This window comes from Acidimicrobiales bacterium (assembly GCA_035546775.1).
Classification (GTDB): Bacteria; Actinomycetota; Acidimicrobiia; order Acidimicrobiales; family JACCXE01; genus JACCXE01.
On sequence record DASZWD010000060.1, the window covers coordinates 61,616 to 77,539 of the forward strand.

Sequence of the window (15,924 nt, forward strand, 5' to 3'; positions counted from 1 at the left end):
CCGCCGCTATGGGTGCCTTGATTTTTCCGCTGCTGCTCCTCGCTGCTTTCTACTTCCTGTTGCTCCGGCCGCAGCAGAGCCGCGTCAAGTCGCACAACAACCTCGTTTCGTCGATCGCCATCGGTGACGAGATCGTCAGCGCCGGCGGCATCGTCGGTCACGTGACCGCTATCGGCGACCGCGACGTGCAGTTCGAGATCGCCCCGGGCGTCGTCGTGACCCTCGCCAAGGGCGCAATTGCCCAGCGGGCTCCGAGCAACGAGCCGGCACCAGGAGCCACGGAGACGACCGAATGAAGAAGCGGCGCAACGCGCTGTCGCTCGTCATCATCGTCGCAGTCGCGCTCAGCTCGCTGACCTACACGCTGGTCAAGAAGAACAAGCCCACCCTCGGCCTCGACCTCCAGGGGGGTATCTCGCTGGTGCTGGCGCCGGCCAAGAAGGTCGACTCCGGCGTGCTGAAGCAGTCGGTGGCGATCATCCGCAACCGCGTCGACGCTCTCGGCGTCGGCGAGCCCGACATCACCACCCAGGGCAACAACATCATCGTCGAGCTCCCCGGCGTGAAGGACCAGGACAAGGCGCGCAAGATCATCGGCCAGACCGCCGAACTGCGCTTCCGTCCGGTGCTGCAGGCGAACATCCCGCCGGAGAAGACGGCGGCGACCACGACGACGAAGAAGGGCGCCACCACGTCCACGACCGCCGAGGGCGCCACCACCACGACGACGATCCCCGACATCCCGACGACGCCGCGGGACCAGGACATCGCCACCGAGACCGTGATCCTGCCGATGAACGACGCCAAGGGGAACCAGGTCGAGCGTTTCCAGCTCGGCCCGGCGCTGCTGACGGGCCAGGTGGTGCGCACCGCCCGAGCCGCCTTCGACCAGTCGCAGGGCACGTGGTACGTCCAGCTGTTCCTCACCAGCAAGGGGAGCCCCCAGTTCGACGCCATGGCGGCGGCGAACCAGGGCAAGCAGATCGCCATCGTGCTCGACGGCGTGGTGAAGTCGGCGCCCACGATCAACGCGACGTCGTTCAACGGGAAGCCCACGATCACCGGTTCGTTCACCCAGCGGGAGGCGAAGGACCTGGCCCTCGTGCTGCGCTACGGCGCCCTGCCCGTACAGCTGAAGGAACAGAACGTCGAGAAGATCTCGGCGACCCTCGGCAAGGACTCGCTCAAGGCCGGTGTGCTCGCCGGCCTGGTCGGTCTCGTCCTCGTCCTGCTCTACATGATCTTCTACTACCGGGCTCTCGGCATCGTGGTGGTCATGGGCCTGACGGTGTCGGCGTCGCTGCTGTGGTCGATCATCGGGTACCTCGGTGAGCACAACGGCCTCACGCTCTCGCTGTCGGGTGCCACGGGCATCATTGTGTCGATCGGCGTGACCGTCGACTCCTACGTCGTGTTCTTCGAACGTTTGAAAGACGAGTTGAAGTCGGGCAAGACGATTCGCAGCTCGGTCGACCGCGGGTTCTCCAAGGCGTATCGCACCATCCTCAACGCCGATGGCTCGAGCCTCATCGCTGCGCTGGCCCTCTACTGGTTGACGGTGGGCCCCGTGCGCGGCTTCGCCTTCTACCTCGGCTTGTCGACGCTGCTCGACCTCTTCGTCGCCTACTTCTTCACCCGGCCAATGGTGGCGGTGTTGGCCCAGAGCCGGACGTTCACCGAGGCCCGTCACCTCGGCGTGGCCCGCGGCCTCGCGGTGGAAGGAGCCGCAGGATGACGAACGCAACGCACGAACGAGGCCTCTGGACCCGCCTGTACCACGGCGAAACGCGCATCAACTTCCTCAACGCGAGCAAGTGGTTCTTCCTCGCCTCGGGGATCATCATCGTGCTCGGACTGTTGAGCCTCACCTTCAACGGGCTCAACCGCGGTATCGAGTTCCGCGGCGGCACGTCGTGGGAGATACCGGCCCACAAGCTGACGGTGGCCAAGGCGCGCTCGACGCTGCCTGCGGCGCTGCGCGACGCCAAGGTGCAGCAGCTCGGCAGCGGCGCCATCCGCATCGAAGCCGATCCCAAGAGCACGGAGGCGGCGGACAAGATCACCGTCGATCTCGCCAAGGCGGCGCACGTGCAGGAGCGCCAGATCAGCGTCAACTCCGTCGGGCCGACGTGGGGCAAGGAGATCACGGCCAAGGCGCAGCGCGCCCTCGAGTGGTTCCTCGTGCTGGTCGGCATCTTCATTGCCGTGCGCTTCAGCGAGTGGAAGATGGCCGTGACGATTCTCATCGCCCTGGTGCACGACATCCTGATCACCGTTGGCGTGTACTCGCTGTTCAAACTCGAGGTGACGCCGCCGACGGTCATCGCCATCCTGACGATCCTCGGCTATTCGATCTACGACGGCATCGTCGTGTTCGACAAGGTCGAAGAGAACACCAAACCACTCGCGGTGAGCGGGCGCATGACCTACACCGACATGGTCAACGTGTCGCTCAACCAGACGCTGATGCGGTCGGTCAACACGACGCTCACCGCGGTCATGCCGATCCTGTCGCTCTTGGTGATCGGCGCCTTCATCCTCGGCGCCACCACCCTCGAGGAATTCGCCATCGCGCTCCTCATCGGTCTGGCGTCGGGCGCCTACTCGTCGATCTTCATCGCGTCGCCGATCCTGGCGTGGCTGAAAGAGCGTGAGCCGCGCTTCGCCGCCGTGCGAGACCGACTGGCGCGCGGCGTCGGCGGCGGCGGTCCGCTCGTGCCCGGCGTGGCGACCGTGGGCGCGGCGGGCAGTGGTTACCGCGACCGCGATACCGGGGGCGCCGCACCGCTCGTGCCCGGCCAGGTGCTGACCGGCGAGGGTGCGTCGCGTCCGGCTTCCGCGCCCATCACCGCCCGGGCGCGGAAGAAGGGTCGTCGGCGCTAGCCGAACGTACACTCGACTCATGTCGTCGGACTTCGGTTGGTTGAAGAACCACATCACAGAGGTCCCTGACTTCCCACGGCCGGGCGTCGACTTCAAAGACATCACGCCGCTGTTCGCGGATCCCGACGCCTTCCGCTTCGCGGTGGACGCCCTCGCCGATCACGTCGCCGGCGACCAGGTCGACTACGTCGTGGGCATCGAAGCGCGCGGCTTCGTCACGGCCGCGCCCGTCGCCTACCGCCTCGGTGCCGGACTGGTGGTCGTGCGGAAGGAAGGCAAGCTGCCGCGGGTCGTCGAACGCACGATGTACGCGCTCGAGTACGGCGACGGTGTGCTCGAGGTCCACGCCGATGCGATCCCCACGGACGCGCGCGTGCTCATCGTGGACGACGTACTCGCCACCGGCGGCACGGCGGTGGCGGCCGTCGAACTGGTCGAGCGACTCGGTGGCATCGTCGTCGGCCTCGGGTTCCTCGCCGAGTTGGCGTTCCTGCACGGGCGGGACCGCCTCGCCGGTCGCGACGTCACGACCCTGGTCACCTACGAGTAGCTGAGCGATGGCGACGGTCGACAAGGTCCTGCCGTGGCGGCGCACCGCCGCGTCCGACTCGATCGTGGCGCCCGTCGTCGACGCCTACCGCCAGCGCCACAGCAAGGGCGACGCCGCCCTGATCCTGCGGGCGTACGACAGCGCGGCCGAAGCGCACCGTGAACAGACGCGACAGTCGGGCGAGGCCTACATCCACCATCCGGTGGCCGTGGCCAACATCGTGGCCGGCCTCGGGCTCGACGACATCACCATCGCCGCCGCGCTGCTGCACGACGCGGTCGAGGACACGTCGCTCACGCTCAACGACGTCGCCGACCGATTCGGCAGCGTGGTGGCGGCCGTGGTCGACGGCGTCACCAAACTGGACCGGGTCGCCTTCGACTCCAAGGAGGCGCAGCAGGCCGCCACGATGCGCAAGATGCTCGTGGCGATGGCGAAGGACTGGCGCGTCCTCATCATCAAGCTCGCCGACCGGCTGCACAACATGCGCACCGTGGCCGCCATGCCGGTGTGGAAGCAGCGCCGCACCGCGCAGGAGACGCTCGACATCTACGCGCCGCTGGCGCACCGCCTCGGGATCCAGGAACTGCGCTGGCAGCTCGAGGACCTGTCCTTCGCCGTGCTGCACCCGAAGCTGTACGCCGAGATCGACCACATGGTGGCGGTGCGCTCGCCTGAGCGCGAGGCGTATCTGACCGGCGTGCTCGACACCGCCCGCGAACACCTCGAACGCCTCGGGGTCGAAGCCACCGTCACCGGTCGCCCGAAGAACCTGTACTCGATCTACGAGAAAATGGTGATCAAGGGCAAGGAGTTCAACGAGATCTACGACCTCGTCGGCATCCGCGTGCTCGTCGAGTCGCAGAAGGACTGCTACGCCGCCATCGGTGCCATTCACGCCACGTGGCCGCCGCTGCCCGGGCGCGTGAAGGACTACATCGCCACGCCGAAGTTCAACCTGTATCAGTCGCTGCACACGACCGTCGTCGGCCCGGGCGGCAAGCCCCTGGAAGTGCAGATCCGCACCCACGACATGCACCGGCGCGCCGAGTTCGGCATCGCCGCGCACTGGGGCTACAAGGAGAAGGCAACGCCCCAGGACATCGCCTGGGTACAGCGCTTCGTCGACTGGCAGCAGGACACCACCGACCCAGCCGAGTTCCTCGAGACGCTCAAACTCGACCTCGACACCGACGAGGTCTACGTCTTCACTCCCAAGGGCGACATCATGACGTTGCCGATCGGCTCAGTACCGGTCGACTTCGCGTACGCGGTGCACACCGAGGTCGGTCACCGCTGCATCGGTGCGCGCGTCAACGGGCGTCTGGCACGCCTCGACTCGAAGCTGTCGTCGGGCGACACCGTCGAGGTCATCACCTCGAAACTGCCGACCGCGGGCCCGTCGCGCGACTGGCTCGACCAGGTAGCGTCGCCGCGGGCGCGCAACAAGATCCGCCAGTGGTTCAGCCGGGAGCGCCGCGACGACGCCATCGACAATGGTCGTGACGAGTTGTTCAAGGCGATGCGACGCGAGGGCTTGCCCGTCCAGAAGCTGTCGAACTCGCCGATGTTGCCGACCATCGCCGTCGAGATCGGTCACGCCGACCTCGACGCGCTGTACGCCGCGATCGGCGAGAACCACGTCTCGGCGCACTCCGTCGCCCAACGCATCGCCCGTGAGTTGCGCGGCGGCGATCACGAAGAGCAACTGCCGACCACGGCGCGCCAGGAGCGGCGCAGCGCCCGCAAGCGGCACCCGGCCGGCGTCTACGTCGAAGGGCTCGACGACGTCATGGTGCGGCTCTCGAAGTGCTGCACGCCGGTGCCGGGCGACGCCATCTTGGGCTTTGTGACACGGGGCCGCGGCGTGTCGGTCCACCGCGTCGACTGCGCCAACGCGGCGTCGCTGACGGCGATGGCCGACTCCGGGGAGTCGCGGCTGATCGAAGTCGAGTGGGACCGCGAGTCGCCGGGCGTGTTCATGGTGTCGATCGAGGTATTGGCCCTCGACCGCACCCGCCTGCTGCTCGACGTGTCGCGGGTGCTGTCCGAGCACCACATCAACATCCTCGGCTCGGCGACGGGCGCCGGCGCCGACCGCTTGTCGCGCATGCGCTTCGACATCGAACTCGCCGACCCGTCGCACCTCGAGACGCTCCTGTCGGCCATCAAGCGCATCGACTCCGTCTACGACGCCTACCGCGCGCTGCCCGGAAGGAACTAACGGCGTTCTGTGAAGGATCGCCCGTGTCTGACACGGAAAATCTTTCACAGAAGTGTCGGCCTCTAGGCTTCGTCGCTCCATGGCCGGTCAGTACAAAGCTCCGAAGGGGACCTTCGACGTCCTCGGCCCCGAGTCGGCCCGCTACGAGGCGCTCATCGCGCTGTTCGCCACTATGGCGCACCGGTACGGATTTGAGTTGCTCGTGCAGCCCATGTTCGAGGACGTGGGCGTGTTCCAGCGCATCGGTGGCTCGACCGACGTCGTGCGCAAGGAGATGTACGACTTCGAGGACAAGGGCGGCCGCCACATCGCCCTGCGCCCCGAAGGCACGGCGCAGGCGGCGCGCGCCTATCTCGAGTACCACCCCACGCCGCCGTGGAAGGTCTGGTACACCGGCCCGAAGTTCCGCTACGACCGCCCGCAGAAGGGGCGGTACCGCCAGCACCACGAGGTCGGTGTCGAAGCCATCGGCACCAGCGACGCCGACGTCGACGTCGAGGTCATCTCGCTGGCGTGCGACTTCTACGCCGCCCTCGGCCTCACGCGTCTCAAGCTACGCCTGACCTCGCTCGGCGACAGCGTCTGCCGGCCGGCGTACCGTGCCGAGCTCGAGGCGTTCCTCGAAGCCCGCCGCGACCAGCTGTGTCCCGAACATCGCGACCGCATCAGTGAGAACCCGATGCGGGTGCTCGACTGCAAACGCGACGACTGCATCGCCGCCACCAAGGACGCGCCCCACATGGTCGACCGGTTGTGCGAGCCCTGCACCGAGCACTTCGCGCGGGTCAGGGCCGGCCTCGACGCCGCCGGCATCGCGTATGTGCTCGACCCGTCGCTGGTGCGCGGCCTCGACTACTACACGCGCACGACCTTCGAGTTCGAAGCCGAGGCCCTCGAGTCGGCCCAGAACGCCGCCGGCGGCGGGGGCCGTTACGACGGGCTGATCGAGCAGCTCGGTGGTCAGCCGACGCCGGGCATCGGCTTCGGGCTCGGCATCGAGCGCATCCTCATCGCCTGCGACGCCGAAGGCGCCTTCGCCACCCCGACTGAGCGCCTCGACGTGTTCGTCATCGACACGACAGGAGGCGACGCCGCGCGCGACATCGCCCGCGAGTTGCGCCTCGCCGGTCTGCGCGTCGACCGCGCTTTCGACAACCGGTCGTTCAAGTCGCAGATGACCGCGGCGTTGCGGTCGGGGGCGCGCCTCGCAATCGTCGTCGAAGACACCGGCATCACCATCCGCACGCTGATGCAAAAGGGTGAGCCCGTCAGCGTCGAGCGTGCGAACCTTGTTGCTTCCCTCAATGAAAGGTTGTCCTCGTGACCCTCCGTACCGACTACTGCGGGGCCCTGCGCTCCAGTGACATCGGGCGGACCGTCACGGTCTGCGGTTGGGTGGCTCGTCGGCGTGAGCACGGCGAGCACCTGGCGTTCGTCGACGTGCGTGACTACACCGGCGTGGTGCAGTGCGTGGTCGACGGCGCCCACGACTTGCGCAACGAGTACGTCGTCGCCGTGACCGGGGTTGTCCGCGCTCGCCCGGAGGGCACGGTCAACGACAATCTGCCGACGGGAGAGGTCGAGATCGGCGACTGTAGTGTCGAGGTGCTGAACACCGCCGAGCCGCCGCCGTTCCCGCTCGACGGGCGCGTCGACACGGACGAGACCATCCGTCTCCGTTACCGCTACGTCGACCTGCGCACCGAGCGCATGCAGAAGAACCTGCGCGTCCGGGCCAAGGTCAACAGCGCGGTGCGCCGTGCCATGGAGGAGCAGGACTTCCTCGAGATCGAGACGCCCATGCTCATCGCGTCGACGCCCGAAGGGGCGCGCGACTTCGTGGTCCCGTCGCGCCTCCAGCCCGGCACGTTCTACGTGCTGCCGCAGAGCCCGCAGCTGTTCAAGCAGCTGTCGATGGTCGGTGGCTGCGACAAGTACTTCCAGATCGCCCGCTGCCTGCGCGACGAAGACCTGCGCGCCGACCGTCAGTTCGAGTTCATGCAGCTCGACTTGGAGATGAGCTTCGCCGAGCAGCAGGACGTCCTCGCGGCCACCTCGCGCGCGGTCGCCGCCGCGGTCAAGGCGGTCACCGGCGAAGACCTCGGCACCATCGAAACGATGACGTGGCTCGACGCCATGGAGCGTTTCGGATCCGACAAGCCCGACCTGCGCTTCGGCATGGAACTCGTCGAGCTGACCGACGTCTTTGCTGCGACCGAGTTCAACGCGTTCAAGGCGCCCTGCGTCAAGGGCATCAAGGTCGACGGCGGCGCGGAGTTCACCCGCAACCGGCTCGACGACCTCACCGACATGGCCAAGCGCTACGGCGCCAAGGGTCTCGTGTGGATGCGCGTGACCGACGACGGCCTCGACTCGCCCGTCGCCAAGTTCCTCTCCGCCGACGAGATCGGCGCGCTGCGCACCGAGATGAAGGCCCAGACCGGTGACCTGCTCCTGCTGGTGGCCGACGAGCGCCCGAAGGTGCGCCACGTCCTCGGCCTCCTGCGCGTCGAACTCGGCCGCCCCCCGGTCACCGAAGGCGGCCTCCACTTCACCTGGATCGTCGACTTCCCGCTGTTCGAAGGCATCGACGACGACGGCCGGCCCGTCGCCGCCCACCACCTCTTCACGATGCCCAACCTCGAGGACCTCGACAACCTCGAGAGCGATCCGTTGGCGGTGCGTGCCCAGTCCTATGACCTCGTGCTCAACGGCTGGGAGCTGGGTTCGGGTTCGGTGCGAATCCACCGCCCCGACATCCAGCAGCGCGTGTTCGACGCCGTGGGCATCATGCAAGAGGAGGCGCAGCGGCGCTTCGGGTTCTTGCTCGACGCGTTCAGGTACGGCGCCCCGCCCCACGCCGGCTTCGCCTTCGGCCTCGACCGCCTCGTCGCCATCCTCGCCGGCGAGGAGAACATTCGCGAGGTCATCGCCTTCCCCAAGACGCAATCGGGCCTCGACCTGCTCACCGGCGCGCCCACGCCGATCGAGAACGCCCAGCTGACGGAGCTTCAGCTGCGGCACATGCCGCCACCGAAGTAACCGCCCCCTATCGCGAATTGGTGATGGTGAAGCAGAAAGACCCTGCCTCAGCATCACCAATTGCAGTGGGTTGGGTAGGTTCGACGCATCCCGAGCCGTAAATCCGCGTCCGACAACAGCCTCTTCGAGGAGCAGCTGCGCGAGCAGTTGCGACGGCAGGCGCCGCTGGCCGACCGGCTGCGGCCGACCACGCTCGACGAGATCGTGGGCCAGGAACACCTGCTCGGGCCCGGGCGACCCCTGCGCACGCTGGTCGAGTCGGACCGGCTGAGCTCGATCATCCTCTGGGGTCCACCGGGCACCGGCAAGACGACGCTGGCGCGGGTCATCGCCAGCGTCACCAACCGCGCCTTCGTGCCGCTGAGCGCGGTGACCGCCGGCGTGAAGGACGTGCGCGACACCGTCGACGGGGCGCGCCAGCGCCTGGCGGAGGGTGGCCGGCCGACGATCCTGTTCCTCGACGAGGTGCACCGCTTCAACAAGGCGCAGCAGGACGCCTTGCTGCCCTCGGTGGAGGACGGCACGCTCACGCTGATCGGCGCCACGACCGAGAACCCGTACTTCGAGGTGAACGCGCCGCTGCTATCGCGCTCGACGTTGTTCCGCCTCGAACCGCTGGGCGACGACTCGATGCACAAGCTGGCGCAGCGCGCCCTCGACAGCGAAGGCGCCACCGCCGACGACGACGCCGTCGCCCACCTCATCAACCTCGTCGACGGCGACGGCCGCGCCCTGCTTACGTCGCTCGAAGTGGCGATTGTCCTCGCGGGTCCCGACAAGCACGTCACGCTCGAGCACGCCGAGGCGGCCCGTGGCGCCCGCGCCCTGCGCTACGAGCGCGACGACCACTACGACGTCATCTCGGCGTTCATCAAGTCGATCCGCGGCAGCGATCCCGACGCCGGTCTCTACTGGCTGGCGCGCATGATCACCGCGGGGGAGGATCCGCGCTTCATCGCCCGCCGCCTCGTCATCCTCGCCAGCGAAGACGTCGGCATGGCCGACCCGATGGCGCTCCTGGTGGCGACGGCCGCCGCGCACGCCGTCGAGTTCGTCGGCTTCCCCGAAGCGCAGCTGAACCTGGCCCAGGCGGTCGTGCACTTGGCCACCGCGCCCAAGAGCAACCGCAGCGCCCTCGGGATCTGGAGCGCACTCGACGACGTGGCGGCGCGTCCCGCCGGTCCCGTGCCCGCGCACCTGCGCGACTCGCACTACCGCAGCGCCAGCCGCATCGGCCACGGCGTGGGCTACGAGTATCCACACGACGACCCGCGCGGATGGGTGCCCCAGGAGTACCGCCCCGACGAAGTTGCGGGGCGGACGTACTACGAGCCGTCCGAGCACGGCTTCGAGGCCGAGGTGAAGGACCGCCAACAGCGCCGCCGCGGCTCCTAGGCTGGGCACCTATGCGCATGTTCGGACGCCTCTTGTGGTTCGCCCTCGGCACGTTCGCCGGTTACAACCTCGCCGTGCGCGTGCAGCAGGCGGCGCGCGCCGCCGATCGCCTGCGGCCGGTGAACATGCGCGATGACATCGTCCGGGGGGCGAAGACTGCGGCGTCGCAGGCCCGCCAGGTGATCCGCGACCTGTCGAGCGACAACCTCGCGTCCTAAAGGCTGCGGGCCGGCCGGCCCCCGTCCCGTAGATTGATATCCGTCATGGACTCGAATTCGCTGCGCCGCGCTTTCACCGACTTCTTCGTCGAGCGCGGGCACACGCGGGTCCCGTCGTCGGGCGTCATCCCGCATCATCCGACGGCGCCGCTGTTCACCAACGCCGGCATGAACCAGTTCGTGCCGTACTTCCTCGGCGAGGAACCGGCGCCATTCCCGCGCGCCACCAGCATCCAGAAGTGCATTCGCCTCTCGGGCAAGCACAACGACATCGACGAACTCGGCAAGACGCGCCGCCACATGTCGTTTTTCGAGATGCTGGGCAACTTCAGCTTCGGCGACTACTTCAAGGAAGACGCCATCAAGATGGCGTGGGCGCTGCTGACCGAGGTCGTGGGATTCGACGGCGACCGTCTCTGGCCGACGGTGCACACGACCGACGACGACGCCGAGGCGATCTGGCACGAGACGATCGGCGTGCCGATGGAGCGCATCCAGCGGCTCGGTGACAAGGACAACTTCTGGGACATGGGCCCGACGGGTCCGTGCGGACCGTGCTCCGAGATCCACTACGACTGCGGCCCGGAGTGGGGTGCCGAAGGCGGGCCCGAACACGGCGACAGTGATCGCTACGTCGAGTTCTGGAACCTCGTGTTCATGCAGAACCAGTACGGCGAGAACGGCGAAATCCTCGACCTGCCGCGCAAGAACATCGACACCGGCGGCGGTCTCGAGCGCTGGCTCATGCTCCTCCAGGGCGTCGATACCGTGTTCGACACCGACGAGCTGCGCCGCATCGTCGCCGAAGCCGAACGACTCACCGGAGCGCGCTACGGCAACGACCCGACGACGACGGCTGCGCTCCGCGTCCTCGGCGACCACGCGCGGACCATCCCGATCCTCATCGAAGGCGGCGTGGTGCCGTCGAACGAGGAGCGCGGCTACATCTGCCGCAGCGTCGTGCGACGCGCGGTGCGAAAGACGTATCAACTCGGTGTCGAGCGCGTCGTGTTGCCCGACCTGGTCGGCGCCGCCATCGACATCAGCGCACAGGCGTTCCCCGAGCTGGTGCGGGCCAAGGACACGATCCTCGGCCACGTCGAACGCGAAGAGGAACGATTCCGCCGCACGCTGCGTGACGGCTCGGCGGTGTTGGAACAAGAGGTGGCGACCGGTCGTGTCAGCGGCGCGGTCGCCTTCCAGCTTCACGACACGTTTGGATTCCCGATCGAGATCACGACCGAAGTCGCCGAAGAGCGCGGCGTCGAACTCGACCGCGCCGGATTCGACGAGCGCATGGCCGAGCAGCGCCGTCGGGCCAAGGCCGGCCGGAAAATCGTCGCGGCCGACGGGCGCGATACCGCCACGTACCGGGAAATCCTCGACCAGCACGGGCCCACGATCTTCGTCGGCTACGACGACACTGAGTCCAACTCGACGATCGTCGCGGTGCTCGAGAACGAGGACGGCACCGTCGAGGTCTTCCTCGACCGGACGCCGTTCTACGCCGAGAGCGGCGGCCAGGTGGGCGACACCGGCGCCATCGAGACGGCCAGTGGTCTCGTCCAGGTGACCGACACGACCGCGGCCATTCCGGGCTTGTTCCGCCACATCGGCAAGCTCGAAGGCGAGATCGAAGTCGGCCAGCGCGCCACCGTGTCGATCGACGTGCCCCGACGCGAAGCGATCATGCGCAACCACACCGGCACGCACTTGCTGCACTGGGCGCTGCGCAAAGTGCTGGGCGACCACGTGAAGCAGCAGGGATCGCTCGTCAGTCCCGAATTCCTGCGTTTCGACTTCAGCCACCACCAGCCGATGACGGCCGCCGAGATCGCCCAGGTTGAAGCGTTGGTCAACGCCGAGATCCTCGCCAATCCGACGGTGGGCCGCGGCGAGTACTCGAAGACCGAAGCCGAGCAGATGGGCGCGATCGCCTTCTTCGGTGACAAGTACGGCGATCGCGTGCGCGTGATTCAGGCGGGCCCGAATTCGATCGAGTTCTGTGGCGGCACGCACGTCTCGGCGCTGGGCACGATCGGCACCGTCAAGATCACGAAGGAAGAGTCGATCGGCGCCAACATGCGCCGCATCTTCGCCACCACCGGCGAAGGCACGATCGAGTGGATGAACGAGCGCGATCGGCTTGTGCAGGAAGCCGCCGCGCTGCTGAAGGCGTCGCCCGACGAACTGATAACCGCCGTGACGCGCACCCTCGAACGCAACAAGGCGCTCGAAACCGAACTGCGCAATCTGAAGTCGGCGAGCGCCCGCGCCGAAGGTCCAGCGCTGGCGGCGACGGCGACGAACGGCGTGGTCGTCGCGCGACGTGACGGGCTGGTCCAGGACCAGCTGCGCGACCTGGCGCTCGCCGTGCGCGATCAGTCGGGCGTCAACGCCGTCGTTCTCGGCGGCTCGCCGGAGGAGGGCAAGGTCGCGCTGGTGGCCGTCGTGAGCAAGGACGGCCGCGCCGCCGGCCTCGACGCCGGAGCAATCCTCGCGGATGCCGCCAAAGCCGTCCAGGGCGGTGGTTCGAAGAACCCGGACATGGCGATGGCCGGTGGTCGCAACGTCGCCGCCATCGACGAGGCGCTCAAGCTCGCGGGAGCCGCAGCGGGCGCGTGACGCGCGCTTTGGGGCTCGACCTCGGCAGCGTGCGGATCGGCGTGGCGACGTCGGATCCCGGTCGCGTCATCGCGTCGCCCTATGACGTCATTCGCCGCGGCAACGACCACGCCGCCGATCACGCCGCGATCGCCGCCGCAGTGGACGACAGCCAGGCAACCGTCGTGGTGGTGGGCTTGCCGCGCAACATGCGCGGGCAGGAAACCGCCGCCGCGCAAGCGGTGCGCGCCGAAGCCGAAGAACTGCGCGCCGCGCTCGCGGTGCCCGTCGTGTTCTGGGACGAACGCCTGTCCACGGTCACGGCGCAGCGGTCGTTGATCGAAGGCGGCGTGCGCCGCAAGCAGCGCAAGGACAGCGTCGACAAGGTGGCCGCCGCGGTCATTCTGCAGTCGTGGCTTGATGCCGGGTGCCCCACGGACCGCGGGTAGGGTCGCTCGCCATGCGTAACGCCGTGCGGGTCATTTTGATCGCCGTCGTCGCGTTCGCCCTGTTGCTCGGTGCGGGCTTCGTGTGGTTCCAGCGCCAGCTGAACCCGCCCGGTGCGCCGGGCGCGCTCGTCGACTTCACGATCCCCGAAGGTTCGTCAAACGCCACGATCGGCTCGATCCTCCACGACAAGGGCGTGATCACCAACCGCCGCGTGTTTCGCATCTATCTGAAGCTGCATCCAGGCGAACTGCAGGCGGGCAACTACTCGATGCGGGCGCGGTCGTCGATCGACGACGTGGTCGACGAGTTGGAGGCCGGGCCCAAGCACACGTTCCACCGCTTGACCATTCCCGAGGGCTACACGCTCAAACAGATCGCGGCCAAGGTCGGCCAGCTACCGGGGAAGTCGGCCGACAAGTTCCTCGCCGCCGCGGCGAGCGACACGATCCGCTCGCGATTCGAGCCGGCGAGCGTGCACAACCTCGAGGGTCTCGTGTTTCCCGACACGTACTTCGTCGAAGACAAGGACACCGAGGTCGACATTCTGAGTCGCATGGTGTCGACCTTCGACGACGTCGCCACCGAAGAGGATCTCGCCGCCGGCGCTCTCGGCCACGACGCCTATCAGACGCTCACCATCGCCTCGCTGGTCGAGAGCGAAGGCAAGGTGGCGGCCGACCGCCCCAAGATCGCCCGCGTCATCGACAACCGGTTGAGCATGGGAATGCTGCTCCAGGTCGACGCCACCGTGATCTATGCCCGCGGCGGCCGCCGGCCCAACGGGCAGGTGCTCTACAGCGACCTCAAGATCAACTCGCCGTACAACACGTACCTCGTGAAAGGGCTGCCGCCGACGCCGATCAGCGCGCCCGGCCGCGCCGCCATCCGCGCCGCGCTGCACCCGGCGGACGGCCCGTGGCTGTACTACGTGAAGTTCCAAGCGGACGGCACGCACAAGTTCTCGGTGACTCTGGCGGAGCAAAACGCGGCGATCGCGGATGCCAAGCGGCGCGGGGTCAACCCCTGATGCCGCCGTCGGGCACCACCCGAGTGGCCGGCGTGATCGGCGACCCGGTGCGCCACTCGTTGTCGCCCGCAATCCACAACGCGGCGTTCGCCGAAGCGGGCCTCGACTGGGTGTTCGTGGCCTTCGAAGTGGCCGACGGTGACGCCCCCGCTGCCATCGCCGGCGCCCGCGCCCTCGGCGTCGACGGGCTGTCGGTGACCATGCCGCACAAGGCGACGGTGATCGAAGCGCTCGACCGCTTGAGCCCGACGGCCGCGACCCTTGGTGCGGTCAACGCCATCGTGCGCGAGGGCACCGAGTTCGTCGGGCACTCGACCGACGGCGCCGGCCTCGTCGACTCGCTGGCCTACGACGAGGGCTTCGCCGTCGCCGGCAAGAAGTGCGCGGTGCTCGGTGCCGGCGGAGCGGCGCGGGCAGTGATCCTGGCGCTGGCCGAGGCCGGTGCCGAAGAGGTAGTGGTGATCAACCGCGCGCCCCAGAACGCCGAGCGCGCCGCGGAGCTCGCCGGCGCGCGCGGCCGCGTCGGCGGCGCCGAGAGCATCGTCAACGCCGACCTTGTGGTCAACGCCACGCCGCTCGGCATGGTGGGCCACGCTGAGCGGTCGGCGGTCGACCCCGCGCTGTTCCACTCCGAGCAACTCGTGGTCGATCTCGTCTACGCGCCGCCGATAACGCCGACGATTCAGGCGGCGCGCGCCGCCGGCGCCCACGCCGTCGGTGGTCTCGGGATGCTCGTCCACCAGGCGGCGCACGCCTTCGCGCTGTGGACGGGTCACGACGCGCCCCTGCCGGCGATGTCGGCCGCGGCCATGGCGGCCGTGGCCCACATGCACCGATGAACGTCGCCACGCTTCTCGTGGCGCTGGGGGCCGCGGTGTTCGGTGTCATCGCAACCCCGTACGCGGCGAAGCTCATCCGCGAGACGCCGCCCGACCCCGACGACGATCCGCCGCCCGTGCCCCGCGTCGGGCCATGGCTCGAGCGCAACAAGCTGCTCGCCCCGCTGCTCGCCGTCATCGGCGCCGCCGTCGCCGCCCAGACGGGAGCGCACCCCGTCGCCGCCGCCCACGTCGTCGCCGCCGTGGCATTGGTGCCGCTGTCGGTGATCGACCTCGACCTGTTCCTGTTGCCCAAGCGCATCGTGTGGCCCTCGGTCGGCGCCGTCGCCCTCTTGCTGGCAATCGCGGCGTTGGTCGACGGGCACCTCAACCCGCTGGAGCGCGCCGTGCTGTGCGGGCTTGGCGGATTTGGCGCGCTGCTGATCCTGCACATCATCAGCCCGAACGGCATGGGGTTCGGCGACGTGCGGCTGGCGGGCCTGATCGGACTCGACCTCGGGTGGCTGGGCGTGCAACAGGTGATTCTCGGGATCTTCTCCGGGTTCGTGTTCGCGGCAGTCGTCGGTCTGGCGCTGCTGGCGGCGCGGCGGAAGAAAACCCGCGACCCGTTGCCTTTCGGGCCCTTCCTGGCGCTCGGCATGCTCTTCGTGCTCGTGGGCGGCGATCTCTTACTCGGCTTCGCCCGTCATTAA

At 68.2% G+C, this 15,924-nt stretch carries 14 protein-coding genes; all 14 read left to right on the plus strand.

What is annotated here, in order from left to right; translation table 11 throughout:
- The first annotated feature begins 8 nt into the window (after window positions 1-8).
- The 14 genes from yajC to VHC63_15435 all read left to right on the plus strand — a co-directional run bounded on the left by yajC (window position 9) and on the right by VHC63_15435 (window position 15,924).
- Entirely contained in the window at window positions 9-296 is a 288-nt protein-coding gene (gene yajC, locus VHC63_15370; GenBank protein ID HVV37989.1) for a preprotein translocase subunit YajC, read from the plus strand.
- Window positions 293-1,735: a protein translocase subunit SecD gene (secD, locus tag VHC63_15375; GenBank protein ID HVV37990.1), complete on the plus strand. Its 1,443-nt coding sequence runs from the start codon at window positions 293-295 to the stop codon at window positions 1,733-1,735. The genes yajC and secD overlap by 4 nt, the downstream gene beginning before the upstream one ends.
- On the plus strand, window positions 1,732-2,883 hold the full coding sequence (gene secF, locus VHC63_15380; GenBank protein ID HVV37991.1) for a protein translocase subunit SecF: 1,152 nt from the start codon (window positions 1,732-1,734) through the stop codon (window positions 2,881-2,883). Before secD ends, secF begins: the two co-directional genes overlap by 4 nt.
- Window positions 2,884-2,902: 19 nt before the next feature.
- Window positions 2,903-3,433, plus strand: coding sequence for an adenine phosphoribosyltransferase (locus VHC63_15385; protein HVV37992.1), 531 nt, complete (start codon window positions 2,903-2,905; stop codon window positions 3,431-3,433).
- A gap of 7 nt (window positions 3,434-3,440) precedes the next feature.
- A complete protein-coding gene (locus tag VHC63_15390; protein HVV37993.1) occupies window positions 3,441-5,657 on the plus strand; it encodes a bifunctional (p)ppGpp synthetase/guanosine-3',5'-bis(diphosphate) 3'-pyrophosphohydrolase in 2,217 nt (738 codons plus the stop codon).
- 79 nt (window positions 5,658-5,736) lie between these two features.
- Entirely contained in the window at window positions 5,737-6,981 is a 1,245-nt protein-coding gene (hisS, locus tag VHC63_15395; protein HVV37994.1) for a histidine--tRNA ligase, read from the plus strand.
- A complete protein-coding gene (gene aspS, locus VHC63_15400; GenBank protein ID HVV37995.1) occupies window positions 6,978-8,699 on the plus strand; it encodes an aspartate--tRNA ligase in 1,722 nt (573 codons plus the stop codon). The genes hisS and aspS overlap by 4 nt, the downstream gene beginning before the upstream one ends.
- A gap of 147 nt (window positions 8,700-8,846) precedes the next feature.
- Window positions 8,847-10,094 carry a replication-associated recombination protein A gene (locus tag VHC63_15405; GenBank protein HVV37996.1) on the plus strand — a complete coding sequence of 416 codons (1,248 nt, stop codon included), beginning with the start codon at window positions 8,847-8,849 and terminating at the stop codon, window positions 10,092-10,094.
- 11 nt (window positions 10,095-10,105) lie between these two features.
- Complete coding sequence (locus VHC63_15410) at window positions 10,106-10,312, plus strand: hypothetical protein (protein ID HVV37997.1); 207 nt, start codon at window positions 10,106-10,108, stop codon at window positions 10,310-10,312.
- A gap of 45 nt (window positions 10,313-10,357) precedes the next feature.
- Window positions 10,358-12,937 carry an alanine--tRNA ligase gene (alaS, locus tag VHC63_15415; GenBank protein ID HVV37998.1) on the plus strand — a complete coding sequence of 860 codons (2,580 nt, stop codon included), beginning with the start codon at window positions 10,358-10,360 and terminating at the stop codon, window positions 12,935-12,937.
- A complete protein-coding gene (gene ruvX, locus VHC63_15420; GenBank protein ID HVV37999.1) occupies window positions 12,934-13,365 on the plus strand; it encodes a Holliday junction resolvase RuvX in 432 nt (143 codons plus the stop codon). The genes alaS and ruvX overlap by 4 nt, the downstream gene beginning before the upstream one ends.
- 11 nt (window positions 13,366-13,376) lie before the next feature.
- The gene (gene mltG / locus VHC63_15425; GenBank protein HVV38000.1) at window positions 13,377-14,393 is read left to right on the plus strand and encodes an endolytic transglycosylase MltG; all 1,017 of its coding nucleotides are present in this window, start codon (window positions 13,377-13,379) and stop codon (window positions 14,391-14,393) included.
- Window positions 14,393-15,232 carry a shikimate dehydrogenase gene (locus VHC63_15430; GenBank protein HVV38001.1) on the plus strand — a complete coding sequence of 280 codons (840 nt, stop codon included), beginning with the start codon at window positions 14,393-14,395 and terminating at the stop codon, window positions 15,230-15,232. The genes mltG and VHC63_15430 overlap by 1 nt, the downstream gene beginning before the upstream one ends.
- Window positions 15,229-15,924: an A24 family peptidase gene (locus tag VHC63_15435; protein ID HVV38002.1), complete on the plus strand. Its 696-nt coding sequence runs from the start codon at window positions 15,229-15,231 to the stop codon at window positions 15,922-15,924. The genes VHC63_15430 and VHC63_15435 overlap by 4 nt, the downstream gene beginning before the upstream one ends.

What these genes read in the sequence shown, in the direction of transcription:
- yajC (HVV37989.1), top strand. Translation starts at nt 9, where the DNA reads ATGGGTGCCTTGATTTTTCCGCTGCTGCTCCTCGCTGCTTTCTACTTC.
- secD (HVV37990.1), top strand. Translation starts at nt 293, where the DNA reads ATGAAGAAGCGGCGCAACGCGCTGTCGCTCGTCATCATCGTCGCAGTC.
- secF (HVV37991.1), top strand. Translation starts at nt 1,732, where the DNA reads ATGACGAACGCAACGCACGAACGAGGCCTCTGGACCCGCCTGTACCAC.
- VHC63_15385 (HVV37992.1), top strand. Translation starts at nt 2,903, where the DNA reads ATGTCGTCGGACTTCGGTTGGTTGAAGAACCACATCACAGAGGTCCCT.
- VHC63_15390 (HVV37993.1), top strand. Translation starts at nt 3,441, where the DNA reads ATGGCGACGGTCGACAAGGTCCTGCCGTGGCGGCGCACCGCCGCGTCC.
- hisS (HVV37994.1), top strand. Translation starts at nt 5,737, where the DNA reads ATGGCCGGTCAGTACAAAGCTCCGAAGGGGACCTTCGACGTCCTCGGC.
- VHC63_15410 (HVV37997.1), top strand. Translation starts at nt 10,106, where the DNA reads ATGCGCATGTTCGGACGCCTCTTGTGGTTCGCCCTCGGCACGTTCGCC.
- alaS (HVV37998.1), top strand. Translation starts at nt 10,358, where the DNA reads ATGGACTCGAATTCGCTGCGCCGCGCTTTCACCGACTTCTTCGTCGAG.
- mltG (HVV38000.1), top strand. Translation starts at nt 13,377, where the DNA reads ATGCGTAACGCCGTGCGGGTCATTTTGATCGCCGTCGTCGCGTTCGCC.
- VHC63_15430 (HVV38001.1), top strand. Translation starts at nt 14,393, where the DNA reads ATGCCGCCGTCGGGCACCACCCGAGTGGCCGGCGTGATCGGCGACCCG.
- VHC63_15435 (HVV38002.1), top strand. Translation starts at nt 15,229, where the DNA reads ATGAACGTCGCCACGCTTCTCGTGGCGCTGGGGGCCGCGGTGTTCGGT.